The organism is Acidovorax sp., assembly GCF_027492855.1.
GTDB lineage: Bacteria > Pseudomonadota > Gammaproteobacteria > Burkholderiales > Burkholderiaceae_C > Acidovorax.
The window spans coordinates 16991-30911 of the sequence record NZ_JAPUDY010000079.1 but is presented as its reverse complement, the minus strand read 5'-3'; the positions used below and the strand labels follow the sequence as shown (position 1 = coordinate 30911).

Here is a 13921-nt window from a genome sequence, read left to right as displayed (position 1 = left end):
AGCTCCACGGCCTGTGTTTGCGCGGGCAACAAAGATGTTTGCCACGGCCCCGCTGGCAAATTCCTCAGAACGGCCCCGCTCTGCAGAGGCCGCGCCGTTAGCCGGGGGTTAACATGGTATTTGGCTAGCCACTGGAACAACCACGGTATGACAACAAAGAACAAGGCCCCCAGCGTGACGCGGCCCGCCTCAGAAGCACCGGTATCGGGCTTCGAGAAGGTGTTCGGCTTCCTGCGCGAGCAATTGCTCGATCGCCGGATCCGCAATGGCGATCGCCTGCTGCCCGAGCGTGAACTTGCCGAGCAGCTGGGTGTGAGCCGCCCGATCGTTCGCGAGGCCTTGCGGGCACTGTCGATGTTGGGGGTTGTGGAGATCCGCGAGCGCCTGGGCACGGTGGTGCGCCAGCCCGATATCTCGGTGCTGGGCGATGTCTTCGCTTTCTCGCTGGCGCAGACCGGCGATGCCATCGATGACGTCATGCAGGCGCGCGTCGCGCTGGAGTGCCAGGCGATCCGCCTGGCCTGTCAGCGGGCCACCAATGCAGACATCGATCGGCTCCGGGCCGCCCTGGATCTCATCGAGGCCACGGTGGACGACACCGCCAATGGTGGCTTGGCCGATTTCGACTTTCACTACGCCCTCGTGCGTGCCAGCAAGTCAGACACCATCGTGCAGATGTATGGGGCGATAGCAACGCTGCTGACGCGCTCGCACAAGGACCGCCGCAGGATCGTGGGGGACCACGACGAGTCGATGAAGCGTGCGGTGGTGGAGGACCATCGCCGTCTGCTGCAGGCCGTTGTTACGGGTGACGAGGATGCTGCTGACCAGGCATTGCGTGCCCATTTCAAGATCGGAGACAACCTGCGCCGACAGAAAGCGCTGGCTCCCAGTGGCAAAGCCATTCTCGGCAGGTCAGAGAAAGATCCTCTCTGAAAGCAAAGGCGATCAACACACTCCCGCCTCGAACGCTTCCACCTCAGCGCGTGACGGGATCGAGGCCTGAGCGCCGTGTCGTGTAACGCATAACGTTGCCGCCTTCACCGCATGGGCAAGGGCTTCGTCCATGCTCCGCCCTTCAACCCGCAGCGCGGCAAGCGCACCAATGAAGGTGTCGCCTGCAGCAGTGGTGTCCACGGCACGCACAGGAACAGCGGGCACGCTTCGGGTTCCGAGCGGGCCATGCCAAACCACGCCGTGTTCGCCCAGCGTAACGATGACATCCCGAGGCCCACGCCTGGTCAGCAGCGCGGCGGCTTCCGCGGCGTTTGAAGCGTCCACGTTGTTCAGGCCCGTCAGTACCTGGGCTTCGGTTTCGTTCACAACCAGAATATCGACCAGCGCCAGAAGCTCGGGCGGCAGCATCCGCGCCGGTGCAGGGTTCAACAGCACAGTGCAGCCCAGCGAGCGAGCGACCTGGGCTGCGCGAATGACTGCTGGCAGCGGTATCTCCAATTGCAGCAGCAGCAGGCCCGCTTCGCGCAGTGGAGTGCGCAAACCGTCAGCATCGGCTTCAGAGACTTCAGCGTTCGCCCCGCCCACGACGGCAATGCGGTTTTGCGCCGCATCGTCCACCGTGATCATCGCGATTCCACTGCTTCCCGAGCCAACCTGGACCGAGGAGGCATCCACGCCTTGCCTTTGGAGCGCACTCTTCAGGGCCACCCCGAAGTCATCGTCGCCGACACGACCGGCCATCACCACACGCGCGGCCTGGCGCGCACAGGCCACGGCCTGATTCGCCCCCTTGCCCCCTGGATTCATCAAGAACGACTCGGCCGCGACCGTCTCCCCGGCATGGGGTGCGCGCTCGACACGGACCACCAGGTCCATGTTGAGGCTACCGAAGACGACAACGGTGGGGCTTGTCACTTGAATGCCGCGTCCATCTGGTGCAGCTTATCGACCCGGCGACGGTAGTCCTCGCTGTCTTCAAACTGCGCAGAAAGAAATGACGCCACCAGGTCGTTGGCCAGCCAGGGGCCGACGATCTGCGCGCCAATGCACATCACGTTGACATCGTCGTGCTCGACGCTCTGGTGTGCCGAGTGAACGTCATGGCACACGGCGGCCCGAATGCCGCGCACCTTGTTCGCGGCGATCGCGGCACCAACGCCTGTGCCGCAGACCATGACGCCCCGCTCGGCTTCACCCGCCAGAACCTTTTGCGTGAGGGCGCGCGCGATGTCAGGAAAATCCACTGGCGCCGGCCCGTGGCTGCCCACGTCGACCACGTCGTGGCCCAGTTGCTTGATGTGGGCCATCACGTCGGCCTTGAGGGCCCAGCCAGCGTGGTCCGATCCGATAACTATTTTCATGTGTCTTTCATTCCTGATGGTTGTAGAAGAAGTCATGGCTGTTGTTGCATGGAAGCAGGGAGGTCCACGTTGTAGAACTTCTTGTAGATGGCGTTCAGCTTGCCGTTTTTGATGTTGGCTGCGATCCACTCGTTGAGCTTGGCCAACAGGCGAGGCTCGCCTTGCTTGATGCCGATGGCCAGATCGAAATTCTGGATCACGAACTTCGGCTCCCAGGGCTTTTGCGGGTTCTTCGCGGAGATCTGGTTCACCAGCGCCACAGAGGTGGCAACGATCTCGGCCTGGCCCGTGGCACCCGCAGTCACCATCGTGGCGTCATCGTCATAGCGCACGACCTTGAAGTCTTTCTCGGCCGCCATGGCGCTCAGTTTTGTGTCCTGCGTGGTGCCACGGGTCACCGTCACGCTACGGCCTTTCAGGTCAGGCCAGTCCTTGATCGCCAGATCCTGGCGCGCACCAAAGACGGATTGCAGGACTGCATAGGGCTTCGAAAAATCGATCACCTTGGCGCGGTCAGGCGTGACGGACAACGTGGAGATGATGATGTCGGCCTTGCCGGTGTTGACGTTGGGAATCCGCGTTGCACCCGTGGTCGGCACCCACTCGATCTGCATGCCCCAATCCTGCGCCAGCAGCTTGGCGGTCTCCACGTCAGAGCCCGTGGGCTGCATGCTCGAATCCATCATGGCGGCCGGCGGAACCGCCATATCGGTGGCGATGCGGATTTTTTTGGCTTTCAGAATGTCGTCGAGCAAATCTGCGTGGGCAGACAGCGCAGCAACGGCGAGGCCAGTCGCCACAAGGGCGGTGCGGATCATGGACATGGTTGTCTCCTTTGGGTTGGTGATGGGGGATGAAAAACAAGTGCCTAGAAGTCGCTCTGCACGAACTGCTTGAGCTCAGGGGTGCTGGGATGGGTGAGGATGTCGGCGCTACCGCGCTCATGCACGCGACCGTCGTGCATGAAGACCACTTGATGGGCCACGCGCCGGGCGAACGCCATTTCGTGCGTCACCATCACCATGGTCATTCCACCGGCAGCCAGCTCTTCGATCACCTTGAGGACTTCGCCCGTCAGCTCCGGGTCCAGCGCGGAAGTGACTTCGTCGAACAGCATCACCTTGGGTTGCATCGCCAGCGATCGTGCAATGGCCACCCGTTGCTGCTGGCCTCCGGAGAGTTGCTCCGGATATGCCTGCGCCTTGTCCGACAGGCCCACGCGCGCCAGCACCGTGTGCGCAAGCTCGCGGGCTTCGCCTCTTTTCAGGCCCTTGGCCACGCGGGGCGCCAGCATGATGTTCTCTTCGATGGAGAGGTGGGGAAAGAGGTTGTAGCTCTGGAAGACGATACCCACGTCGAGTCGCAAGGCCTTGAGGTCCACATTCGGGTCATCGACCCGGCGCCCGCACACTGTGATCTCGCCACTATCGACCTGCTCCAGGCGGTCGATGCAGCGCAGCGCCGTGCTCTTGCCAGACCCACTGCGGCCGATCAGGGCCGTGACCTCACCACGTTTTGCCTCCAGATCGACCCCGGCCAGCACCTTGTGATGGCCAAAGCTCTTGTGTACGTTGCGCAGAACGACAGCGGTTGCTTGTTCCATGGAAAAACTCCTCACGCGGGTGACGCGATTGATGGTTGCTCTGCGGCCAAGACAGCAGGGCCCCTCGTCCGCGCGCTGCGGCGCTCCAGCCGCTGGCTCCACTGCGAGAGCGGGTAGCACAGCGCGAAATAGATGACTCCGATGATCACAAAGACGAGGAACGGCTCGAACACGGAGTTGTTGATGATTTGCCCGGAGCGCGCCAGTTCGACAAAACCGACCACGGACGCCAACGAAGTGTTCTTCACGATCTGAACCATGAAGCCCACCGTGGGCGGCGTTGCGATGCGCACGGCCTGCGGAAGAATCACGAGCCGCATGCGCTGAATGCGCGTGAGGGCCAGGCACTCGGCCGCCTCCCACTGCGAACGCGGAACCGACTCGATGCAGCCGCGCCAGATCTCGCCCAGGTAGGCGGAGACGTAGATCGTCAGCGAGATCCCTGCGGCAGCCAGGGGCGATATCTTCAATCCGAGCGACGGCAGGCCGAAGAACGTCATGAAGAGGATGACGAGCAGCGGGGTTCCCTGCACAAGCTGCACATAGCCTGCGCTGGCGATTCGCACCGCCCTAGAGCGTGCAACACGGCACAGTGCGACAGCCAGCCCGAACAGGCCGCCCCCCGCAAAGGCGATCAGTGACAACCCAACGGTCCAGGCAGCGCCGTGCAGAAGAAATTGCAGATGGTTGGCGTTCAGTGCGGTTTCCATGGCGGCCTCACAGCGCAGTTCCCAGCCGACGGCGCCGGGGGAACAGAAAAAGGCCCAGACCCCAAAAACCTGCACGCATCAACATCGACAAAAGCACGTACACGGCGCCCACGAAGATGTATGTCTCAAAGGGCCTGTAGGTATCCGACTGCACGAAGTTCGCCACGGCCGTCAACTCTTCCGCCGAGATCTGCGAGCAGACGGAAGAGGCCAGCATCAGCAGAACGAACTGGCTCGTCAGCGCCGGGTACACACGCTCGAGCGCTGGCAGCAGCACCACATGCCAGTACACCTGGCGTCGACCCAGTGCGAGGCATTCAGCAGCTTCGATCTGGCCCTTGTGGATAGAGTCGAACCCTGCTCGCATGATCTCGGTGGTGTAGGCACCGACATTGATCGTCAGGGCCGTCAGCGCCACGGTGGTGGCCGAGAACTTCATGCCAGCGCTGGCCATGCCGAAGTACACGATGAAGATCTGCACCAACAACGGCGTGTTGCGGACCAGTTCGACATACGCCGTGCTCGCCTTGCGGGCCCAGCCCTGCTCGCTGCGGCGGGCCACGGCACAGAGCGCGCCGATGACGAAGCCAAGCGCTGTGGCACCGACCGACAAGCGCAGTGTCATGAGCGCGCCGTCGAGGAACATCGGCCAGCGCGCAAGCACCACGTCGAAGTCGAGCGTCATTTGCGGCCCTGCCCCGTCATGCGGTCATAGACGCGGAACAGCGCATGGTTGCCATTGCTTCCTTCGCCATGAGCGCGCGCATCGATGTACTGGGTGGTGACCAATGCCGTGGCAGGCAGCGGCACATTGCTTTCTTGCGCCTGCTGCGCGACGAGACGCAGGTCCTTGAGCATCAGATCGATGCGGAAACCTGCGGCTGCATCACCGGTGATCATGGCGGTGCCGAGCTTGTCCAGCATCCACGACGCCGCCGAGCCCCCCTGCAGCACGTTGCGCAACTGGTGAAGATCGACACCATTGGCACGGCCAAGGGCGATGGCTTCGCAGATCGCCTGGATGTTGATGCCACAAATCAGCTGGTTGCACAGCTTCACGGTCTGGCCTGCACCGCTGGTGCCAACGTGGGTGATCGTCGTGCCCATGGCGGCGAAGAAAGGCGTGGCCCGCTCAAAGGCCTCTGCATCGCCGCCAGCCATGATCGAAAGCGTGCCGTTCTTCGCACCGCCCGGCCCACCCGACACCGGCCCGTCAATGAAGGCCACCCCCTGCTTCGCGCAGTCGGCATGCATGCGGCGAACGGCACCCGGCGCGATGGTGCTCATGTCGATGATCAGGCGGCCCTGCGGCGGGTTCGCGAGCAGGCCGCCTTCACCGTAGATGACGGCCTCGACGTCGGGCGTATCGGGCAGCATGGTGATGACCACATCCGCCCCGGCAGCGGCCTCCGCCACCGTGCCAGCCGCATGCACACCGAACTGCGCAAGCGGCTGCACCGCTTCTGGATGCACGTCGTAGGCGGTGACTTGGTAGCCCTTTTGTGCAAGGTTGCGGGCCATTTCACGGCCCATGGTGCCAACGCCGATAAAACCGACCTGGCCGTTTTGACTGTGTTCGCTCACGATGTCATTTCCTTTCCGTTGGTGGTGGGCGGCCTGACGCTGGGGGCCAGTGCCTTCTGCCGCCGAAACTCGTTTCCGATCTTGAAATGGGCACGCAATGCCTGGTCTGCAGCGTCCTCGTCACCCGTAACAACGGCCTGCAGCAGACGGCGATGGTCCTCCACCACCGCACGCTTCATCGACTCGTCGTGGTCCCCCACGATCCTGCGGCGGTCCTTGTGCGAGCGCGTCAGCAGCGTTGCTATCGCCCCATACATCTGCACGATGGTGTCTGACTTGCTGGCACGCACGAGGGCGTAGTGAAAGTCGAAATCGGCCAAGCCACCATTGGCGGTGTCGTCCACCGTGGCCTCGATGAGATCCAGGGCGGCCCGGAGCCGATCGATGTCTGCATTGGTGGCCCGCTGACAGGCCAGGCGGATCGCCTGGCACTCCAGCGCGACGCGCGCCTGCATGACGTCATCGATGGCATCGCCGGTCTGCGCCAGCGAGAAAGCGAAGACATCGCCCAGCACCGAGATATCGGGCTGGCGCACCACCGTGCCCAGGCGCTCGCGGATCTCCACAACCCCCAACATCGACAGTGCCCGCAAGGCCTCGCGAACGATCGGGCGGCTCACACCCAGCTGCTCGGCAAGTTCACGCTCGGGCAGCAGGCGATCGCCATTGCGGATCCGGCGATCGAGCAATTGCTCGCGCAGGAAGCCGAACACCTTCTCGAAGCCCGATACCGGTGCTTCTGAGGCGGGCCGCGTCACGCTGGGGGCCTTGTTCTTTGTTGTCATACCGTGGTTTTACCAGCGGCTTACCAATACGTACTACAGGGAAATCCCGAACGGTCGGATCTGCACTTGCACGGTGGGCTGCGAGAAAGTGAACGGGTGCCAAGCCGGTGCGCTGGCAAAGACTGCGCCCTTAGTGGCAGCGAGTGGAATGAGGTCGGGCTTGGAATTGGGCGTGTTTGCGCCCCCAGCGCACGCAAACGAAGGTCGGCGAGCGAATGCATGCCAACCCGTGGAAGACACGGGTTGAAGCTCCCTCAAGCCCCTTTAGGAACGCGTCTACACTCCCAGAGGAGCTGCCATCACACCCTGGCGCGTGCCAGCTTGGGCGGCATGCCGAAGCGCTTGCGGTACGCGGTGGCGAAGTTGGCGGCGCTGTTGTAGCCCGCCACCAAAGCGGCCTGGCCCACAGTCAGGCCGTCCTGCTCCAGGGCGTGGCGGGCACGCTGCAGGCGGCTTTCGCGCACGAAGTCGAACACCGTGGTGCCGTACACCGCGCGGAAGTGGCGCTGCAGTGTGTTGGCGTTGGTGCCGGCCTGGCGCGCCAGTGCGTCGAGCGACAGGTCCATGGCGCCTTCGGTCTGTAAAAAGGCGTGCAGTGCCCGCATACGACGGTGCTCGTGGGGCAGCAGCCGCAGCGCCGTGGGGGCAGGGGCGGGTGCAGGCACGGGGGCGGGCGCGGGCCCCGGCGCGTGCTGTGCCAGGCTGCCCAGCGCCTCGCCCACCAGCTCCAGCGCGCGGCTTTCCATGTACAGATGCAGCAACAGGGGGGATAGGTCCGGCGCACGGGTGATCTGCTCGGCCAGCGCGGAAATACGCGCCGAAGGCTGCCAGTGGTGCATGGCCAGGTGTTGGCGACGAAAGGCTTCGATGGCATCTGAGGCTGCGGGCCCGGCCACCTGCTCCAGCCACTCACCGCCCAGGCCTACGCTCACGCGGCGCGCATACGCACCCTTGTGCGCATGGCGTTCAAAACGCTCGGGCTCGGCCACCGACACCAGCAGCGCTCGGGGCAGGCCGGGCTGGCCGGATGCACGGGCCGCATGGCCTGCGGCGCTGGACAGCGCCACGCGGCGCGGCCCATAGCTCACATCCACCGAGCCCTCCAGCAGCACAACGATGCGCAGGCCCGCGTCCATCTCGCCACTGGCGGTGAAGTCCTGCGCGTCGGATGCATCGTCGGCATGCAGGTGCAGGCCGGGGCGCAGCACGCGCAGGCGCTGCAGATGGCGCTGCAGCGACGCCTGCATGCCGTCCGACGCAGGAGCGGCAGACAGGACATTCAAGGGGCTGACGACAGACATGGGGAGACAAACAAACAGACAGACGAAAAGCAGGCGTGGCGGCAAAGAGGAGCGCGGGGTAGCCGAGGGGCCGGTGCACCACGAACAGTGCCCTGACCATGTCCACCGTTTACGCAAAGGTTTTTCTCTTCTTGGCAAACACGGCGGAAGCCCGCGCATGGGATGCTAGCAAGTTGTCATAATAAATGCAAATGATTCTCAATATTGCCATCGATGCAAACATCGCCATGGTCCGCCTCTTGCCACACCGTCCCTCATGCTGCTGACACGCCTTCGCTCCCTGGCCCCGCTGGCGGCCCTGTTCTGCGCCCTGCTTCTGGGCACCTCTTCGCCCCTGCATGCCCAGGGCACCACCCAAACCGTGACCGACCTGGCGGGCCGCACCGTCACCGTGCCCACCAAGGTGGACCGCATCCTGCTCGGCGAAGGCCGGTTGCTGCCCGCGCTGGGCGTGTTCGAGCGTGACAACGTGGCCCGCCGCCTGGTGGGCATGATGGGCGACTACGAAACCCTGGACGCTGCGGGCTATGCCCAGTGGCGCACCCGCTTTCCGCAGCTCGACAAGGTGCCGCGCGTGGGTCGCAACAGCAGTGGCAGCTTCAGCGACGAGCAGGCGATTGCACTGCGCCCGCAGCTCGCCATCCTGGGCTTGGCAGGTGGCCACGGCCCGAGCAAGAACGACCGCGAAACCCTGGGCCGCCTGGAGGCAGCGGGCGTGGCCGTGGTGTTCGTCGATTTTCGCCACGACCCGCTCAAAAACACGACGCGCAGCATGGAGCTGCTGGGCACCGTGCTGGGCAAGCGCAAGGAGGCCGAGGCCTTCAACACCTATTGGCGGGCGCAGTTGGAGCGCGTCGAGTCGCGCCTGCGCACCCTGCCCGCAAACACGCGCCACCCGAGCGTGTTCCTTGAAAACCGCGTGGGCCTGTCCGATGAATGCTGCACCACCATGGTGGGCCTGGTGGGCGTGCTGCTGGATGCCGCTGGCGCAGAGAACGTGGCGCGCGGCCGCATCCCTGGCGAGCACGGCACGCTGAACCCCGAGTTCCTGATCGCCACGCAGCCCCGGCTGTACATCGGCACCGGCATCGGCAGCATGGCCACGGCCGAAAAATCGCCCCTGCGCATCGTGCTGGGTGCCGACGCCACACCGGATGCGGCCCGCGCCTCGCTGCTGCGCGCCACGCAGCGCCGGGGCATTGCCCAGCTGCAGGCCGTGCAGCAGCCCGGCCGCGCACATGCCATCTGGCACCACTACTACAACTCGCCCTTCAACGTGGTGGCCGTGCAGGTGTTTGCCAAATGGCTGCACCCCGAGCTTTTCGCCGACCTGGACCCGCGCGCCACTCTGCAAACGATGTTCACCCAGTTCCAGCCGATCCCGCTGACGGGTGTGTACTGGACCAGTCTCTGATGCCCACCCCCACAACGCCCAGCGGCCCGCGCCGCCGCGCGCTGCTGGCGGCGTGGGGCGCAACAAGCCTCGGGTTGGTGGGGTGCGCAGCCACGGCCACTGCACCACCGCAGGCTTTGTGGCTGCGGGCGCCCGCTGCCCGCCTGCCCGGCACGCACCAATTCGACCTGCGCGACCCGGCCAGCGGACACACCTGGCGCATCTGGGTGCAACAGCCTGCAGGCCCCGCGCCCGCCACAGGTCATCCGGTGTTGTACCTGCTGGACGGCAACGCCGCCTTTGCACTGGCAGCCCAACTGGCCCGCAACAGCGCGGGGCGGCCCGGTGACATGGGCATGGACAGCGCCATCGTGGTCGGCATCGGCCACCCCGGCGATGCGGTGATTCACCCCGCCGAACGCCAGCGCGATTACACACCGCCCACCCCCGGCCGCGCGGCCACGCCCGAAGCGGGCGGCGCAGATATCCTGCTCGACTTCATCGCCCGCGAGCTGCAGCCGCGCGTGGCCCAGGTCTTTGCCACCGACCCAGAGCGCCAGACGCTGAGCGGGCATTCGTTCGGCGGCCTGCTGGTGCTGCATGCGCTGTTCACGCGCCCCGCGCAATTCACGCGGTACGCCGCCACCAGCCCCTCGGTGTGGTGGAACGGCGCGCAGCTCTTGCAGACGGCCCACCAGTTCACGCAGGCCCATGCCACGGCACCGCGCCCCTTCAAGGCGCGGCTGCAATTGCGCGTGGGCAGCCTGGAGCAAGCCCAGGCCGCCCCCACCGCAGCGCGCGCCGCTGTGCAGGCCGAACGCCGCATGATCGAACACACCCAGGCGCTGGCCGACCAACTGCGCGCATTGCAGTGGCCCGAGCTGCGCGTAGACATGGCCATGCTGCCCGGCCTGGACCACGGCGGCGCCATGGCACCCGGCCTGATCGATGCGTTGGCGCTGGCCCAGCAGCCCCGCTGGTAGTTTTCAGAGAAAACCGCCACCGCCCCTGGAACCCTTTTCGCACCGTGCGTGCACTGCCCCTGAATGGCCTTGTTGAACACCTCCCCCTCTGCCGCCACCGGCCCGCTCGCGCAGCGCTACCGGCATTTCGTGCGCCGACGCCTGTTGCTGCTGGCAGTGCTGCTGGCCGTTTTGTGCGCCAGCGTGGTGGCCGACATTGCGCTCGGTCCTTCCACCTTCGCATTTGCTGACGTGCTGCGCGGCCTGTTCGCGCCCAACGCGTTGCCGCAGGCGCAGCAGGTCATCCTGTGGGAAGTGCGCCTACCGTATGCCGTGATGGCCGTGCTGGTGGGTGCCAGCCTGGGCCTGGCGGGCGCCGAGATGCAGACCGCGCTGAACAACCCGCTGGCCAGCCCGTTCACCCTGGGTGTGTCGGCCGCCGCCGCTGTGGGCGCATCGGCCGCCGTGGTCAGCGGCTTCACGCTCATAGCCTGGGGCGAGAACATGGCCGTGCCACTGTGTGCCTTTGTGGGCGCGGCCTGCGCCACGGCGCTGATCCAGTTGCTGGCCTGGCGCCAGGGCGCCACAGTGGACACCGTGGTGCTGTTCGGCATAGCACTCTTGTTCAGCTTTGAGGCCCTGCTGTGGCTGCTGCAGTTCATCGCCGACAGCAACGCGCTGCAGCAGATCGTGTTCTGGACCATGGGCAGCCTGGGCCGCGCCACCTGGACCAAGATCGGCATCGTGGGCACGGTGTTGTTGCTCTGCCTGCTGTGGTCGGCACGCCAGGCCTGGGCGCTCACGGCGCTACGCGCGGGCGAGGACCAGGCGCGCAGCTTCGGCATCAGCGTGGAGCGGTTGCGCCTGGTGACGCTTTTGCGCGTGAGCCTGCTGGCCGCCACCGCGCTGTCGTTCGTGGGCACCATCGGCTTCGTCGGCCTGGTGGGGCCGCACATCGCACGCATGCTGCTGGGCGAGGACCACCGCTACTACCTGCCGGGCAGCGCGCTGGCCGGGGCGCTGATGCTGTCGCTCGCCTCCATCCTGAGCAAAGCGCTGGTGCCCGGCGTGGTGCTGCCGATTGGCATCATCACCGCGCTGGTGGGCGTGCCGCTGTTCATGGTGCTCGTTCTCCGTCAACGGAGGGCTGCATGATGGAGCGCAGCGGTTTTGCCCTCGAACAACTCACCGCAGGCTACCCCGGCCGGCCCGTGCTGCAGGGTGTGACCCTGCCCGGCGTGCCCGCTGGCACGCTGATGGCGGTGGTGGGGCCCAATGCCGTGGGCAAGTCCACCCTGCTCAAGGCCGTGGCCGGGCTGCGGCCCGCGCAGGGCCGCGTGTGGCTGGAAGGCACCGACCTGACCACGCTGCCCCCGCGTGAGCGCCTGCGCCGCGTGGGCTACCTGCCCCAGGCGCTGCCGCAGAGCACCTCGCTCGTGGCCTACGAAACCTGGCAGAGCGCGCTGCGCGCCAGCCGCAGCGAATGGAGCACCGCCCAGCGCGAGGCAGCCATCGAGGCGGTAGTGGCCGCGCTGGGCCTGCAGGCGCTGGCGCTGCGGCGGCTGGATGAACTCTCGGGCGGGCAGCGCCAGATGGTGGGCCTGGCCCAGGTCATCGTGCGTGCGCCGCGCCTGTTGCTGCTGGACGAGCCCACCAGCGCGCTCGACCTGCGCTGGCAACTGCAGGTGCTGCAGGCCGTGCGCACTATGGTGCAGCAGCAGGGCGCCATCGGCCTGGTGGCCGTGCACGACCTGAACCTGGCGCTGCGCTTTTGCCAGCATGTACTGGTGCTGGGCGGTGGCGGTGTGCTGGCGGCGGGCGACCCCGCCGAGGTGCTCACCCCCGCGCTGCTGCAGCGCGCCTACGGCGTGCAGGCGCGGGTGGAGCGCTGCTCGCAAGGCAACCTGCTGGTGCTGGCCGATACGGCACTGCCGCTGTCCACCCCCTTCTCTCCCACAACAACACACTCCCACCCATGATGCGACGCCAGGGCCAGGTGCCCACGCCCGACGCCAGCCGCTACCTGCAGCGCCTGTGCTACCACTTCACCCGCAAGATCACGGTGACCTACGACGAGCACCGGGGCGAGGCCCAGTTCCCCTGGGGCCTGTGCGTGCTGCGTGCCGACGATGCGGCGCTGCACTTCGACTGCAGCGCCGAAGACGACGCCAGCCTGGCACGCGTGCAGCTCGCCATCGACTCGCACGTAGAGCTGTTTTCGCGCAAGAACCCCATGGCCGTGGATTGGCAGCCGGTGCAGGCGGCATAGCAGCCCACAGCGGGCGGACGGCAGGCCTGCGCCATTGCGCAGCGGCGCAAAATCAGAGCGTTTTTGGCGTCTAGCGCTTAATCAATAAGCGCTAGTAGCTATGTTTTTTATAGCAAATGCAGTGACAATCGTCACCCATTGCGCCGAGCCGCCTCGTACAGGCCCTGCACCTTGGGCACGTTTTGCTCCAGCTCCTTGATGCGCGCAGGCCCCGAGGGGTGGGTGGACAAAAAGGCCAGGCCGCCTTGTTTGCTGCCGGTGGCGTTGCCCATCTTCTGCCAAAGGCTCACGGCGGCAGCCGGTTGGTAGCCTGCGCGCGCGGCCAGCTCCAGCCCCACCAGGTCGGCATCACTCTCATCCGAGCGGCTGAACTGCAGCGTGAGCAGTTGCCCACCCAGCCCGGCAGCCGCCTGGCCCAGGTCGCCCAGGCCCAGCAACTGCGAGCCCAGGCGCAGGGCCAGGTTCGTGCCCTGTGTTTTGGCCAGGCGCTCGCGCGCATGCTCGCGCAGCGCATGGGCCATTTCGTGGCCCATGATCATCGCGGCCTCGTCGTCAGTGAGCTTGAGCTGGTCGAGGATGCCGGTGTAGAACGCGATCTTTCCGCCAGGCATACAAAAGGCGTTGATCTGCGAGCTGCCGATGAGGTTGACCTCCCAGCGCCACTGTTTGGCGCGGTCGTTCCAGGGCGCGGTGTGGGGGATCAGGCGCCGGGCGATGGCGTGCAGGCGCTGCAGCTGCGGGTTCCCCTCGGGGGCGAGCGCGCGCTTGGCCCTGGCCTGCTCCAGCATCTGCTGGTATTGCTGCGCAGCGGAGTTCTCCAGCGTTTCCGCCGGTATCAGTTTGCGCAGGCTGGATGAAGACCCGACATCCACCTGCGCCAGCACCGGCGCGGCGGCACTGGCACCCGCGGCAAGCAGGAATGCACGGCGCGCCGACCATGGAGATGAAGGCGCAGCGGAAGGAGAGGGGCAGAACAGGCACATGCAGGAATAATAG

16 protein-coding genes and 1 pseudogene are annotated in these 13921 nt (G+C 65.8%); 7 read left to right on the top strand and 10 right to left on the bottom strand.

Annotation, left to right across the window (positions count from 1 at the left end):
* Window positions 1-147 precede the first annotated feature (147 nt).
* On the top strand, window positions 148-936 hold the full coding sequence (locus tag Q0105_RS15785; protein WP_298213085.1) for a FadR/GntR family transcriptional regulator: 789 nt from the start codon (window positions 148-150) through the stop codon (window positions 934-936).
* A gap of 12 nt (window positions 937-948) precedes the next feature.
* Here Q0105_RS15785 and rbsK read toward each other — a convergent pair whose 3' ends face one another.
* The 9 genes from rbsK to Q0105_RS15740 form a co-directional block, all read right to left on the bottom strand.
* The gene (gene rbsK / locus Q0105_RS15780; protein WP_366145933.1) at window positions 949-1872 is read right to left on the bottom strand and encodes a ribokinase; all 924 of its coding nucleotides are present in this window, start codon (window positions 1870-1872) and stop codon (window positions 949-951) included.
* Window positions 1869-2318 carry a ribose 5-phosphate isomerase B gene (gene rpiB, locus Q0105_RS15775; RefSeq protein WP_298213084.1) on the bottom strand — a complete coding sequence of 150 codons (450 nt, stop codon included), beginning with the start codon at window positions 2316-2318 and terminating at the stop codon, window positions 1869-1871. Before rpiB ends, rbsK begins: the two co-directional genes overlap by 4 nt.
* A 32-nt stretch (window positions 2319-2350) precedes the next feature.
* Entirely contained in the window at window positions 2351-3142 is a 792-nt protein-coding gene (locus tag Q0105_RS15770) for a transporter substrate-binding domain-containing protein (RefSeq protein ID WP_298213083.1), read from the bottom strand.
* A gap of 44 nt (window positions 3143-3186) precedes the next feature.
* Window positions 3187-3921 carry an amino acid ABC transporter ATP-binding protein gene (locus tag Q0105_RS15765; protein WP_298213082.1) on the bottom strand — a complete coding sequence of 245 codons (735 nt, stop codon included), beginning with the start codon at window positions 3919-3921 and terminating at the stop codon, window positions 3187-3189.
* Window positions 3922-3932: 11 nt separating this feature from the next.
* On the bottom strand, window positions 3933-4631 hold the full coding sequence (locus Q0105_RS15760; protein ID WP_298213081.1) for an amino acid ABC transporter permease: 699 nt from the start codon (window positions 4629-4631) through the stop codon (window positions 3933-3935).
* A gap of 7 nt (window positions 4632-4638) precedes the next feature.
* On the bottom strand, window positions 4639-5316 hold the full coding sequence (locus tag Q0105_RS15755) for an amino acid ABC transporter permease (RefSeq protein WP_298213080.1): 678 nt from the start codon (window positions 5314-5316) through the stop codon (window positions 4639-4641).
* The gene (locus Q0105_RS15750) at window positions 5313-6215 is read right to left on the bottom strand and encodes an NAD(P)-dependent oxidoreductase (RefSeq protein ID WP_298213079.1); all 903 of its coding nucleotides are present in this window, start codon (window positions 6213-6215) and stop codon (window positions 5313-5315) included. The genes Q0105_RS15755 and Q0105_RS15750 overlap by 4 nt, the downstream gene beginning before the upstream one ends.
* Window positions 6212-7000, bottom strand: coding sequence for a FadR/GntR family transcriptional regulator (locus tag Q0105_RS15745; RefSeq protein ID WP_298213078.1), 789 nt, complete (start codon window positions 6998-7000; stop codon window positions 6212-6214). The genes Q0105_RS15750 and Q0105_RS15745 overlap by 4 nt, the downstream gene beginning before the upstream one ends.
* A 299-nt stretch (window positions 7001-7299) precedes the next feature.
* The gene (locus tag Q0105_RS15740; protein ID WP_298213077.1) at window positions 7300-8301 is read right to left on the bottom strand and encodes a helix-turn-helix transcriptional regulator; all 1002 of its coding nucleotides are present in this window, start codon (window positions 8299-8301) and stop codon (window positions 7300-7302) included.
* A gap of 437 nt (window positions 8302-8738) precedes the next feature.
* On the opposite strand from Q0105_RS15740, the pseudogene Q0105_RS21580 reads away from it, so the two are divergent.
* From Q0105_RS21580 to Q0105_RS15715, 6 genes and pseudogenes are all read left to right on the top strand, one after another.
* Window positions 8739-8795: pseudogene (locus Q0105_RS21580) on the top strand (hypothetical protein); the annotation flags it as partial.
* Window positions 8792-9715, top strand: coding sequence for an ABC transporter substrate-binding protein (locus tag Q0105_RS15735; protein ID WP_366145934.1), 924 nt, complete (start codon window positions 8792-8794; stop codon window positions 9713-9715). The pseudogene Q0105_RS21580 and the gene Q0105_RS15735, both read left to right, overlap by 4 nt.
* On the top strand, window positions 9715-10677 hold the full coding sequence (locus Q0105_RS15730) for an alpha/beta hydrolase-fold protein (RefSeq protein WP_298213075.1): 963 nt from the start codon (window positions 9715-9717) through the stop codon (window positions 10675-10677). Before Q0105_RS15735 ends, Q0105_RS15730 begins: the two co-directional genes overlap by 1 nt.
* Window positions 10678-10806: 129 nt before the next feature.
* Window positions 10807-11811, top strand: coding sequence for an iron ABC transporter permease (locus Q0105_RS15725; protein WP_298213107.1), 1005 nt, complete (start codon window positions 10807-10809; stop codon window positions 11809-11811).
* Entirely contained in the window at window positions 11808-12635 is an 828-nt protein-coding gene (locus tag Q0105_RS15720) for an ABC transporter ATP-binding protein (RefSeq protein ID WP_366145932.1), read from the top strand. The genes Q0105_RS15725 and Q0105_RS15720 overlap by 4 nt, the downstream gene beginning before the upstream one ends.
* A complete protein-coding gene (locus Q0105_RS15715; protein WP_298213074.1) occupies window positions 12632-12925 on the top strand; it encodes a DUF2218 domain-containing protein in 294 nt (97 codons plus the stop codon). The genes Q0105_RS15720 and Q0105_RS15715 overlap by 4 nt, the downstream gene beginning before the upstream one ends.
* Window positions 12926-13056: 131 nt before the next feature.
* On the opposite strand, the gene Q0105_RS15710 is transcribed toward Q0105_RS15715, so the two are convergent.
* Window positions 13057-13908 carry a M48 family metallopeptidase gene (locus tag Q0105_RS15710; protein ID WP_298213073.1) on the bottom strand — a complete coding sequence of 284 codons (852 nt, stop codon included), beginning with the start codon at window positions 13906-13908 and terminating at the stop codon, window positions 13057-13059.
* Between the last annotated feature and the right edge of the window lie 13 nt (window positions 13909-13921).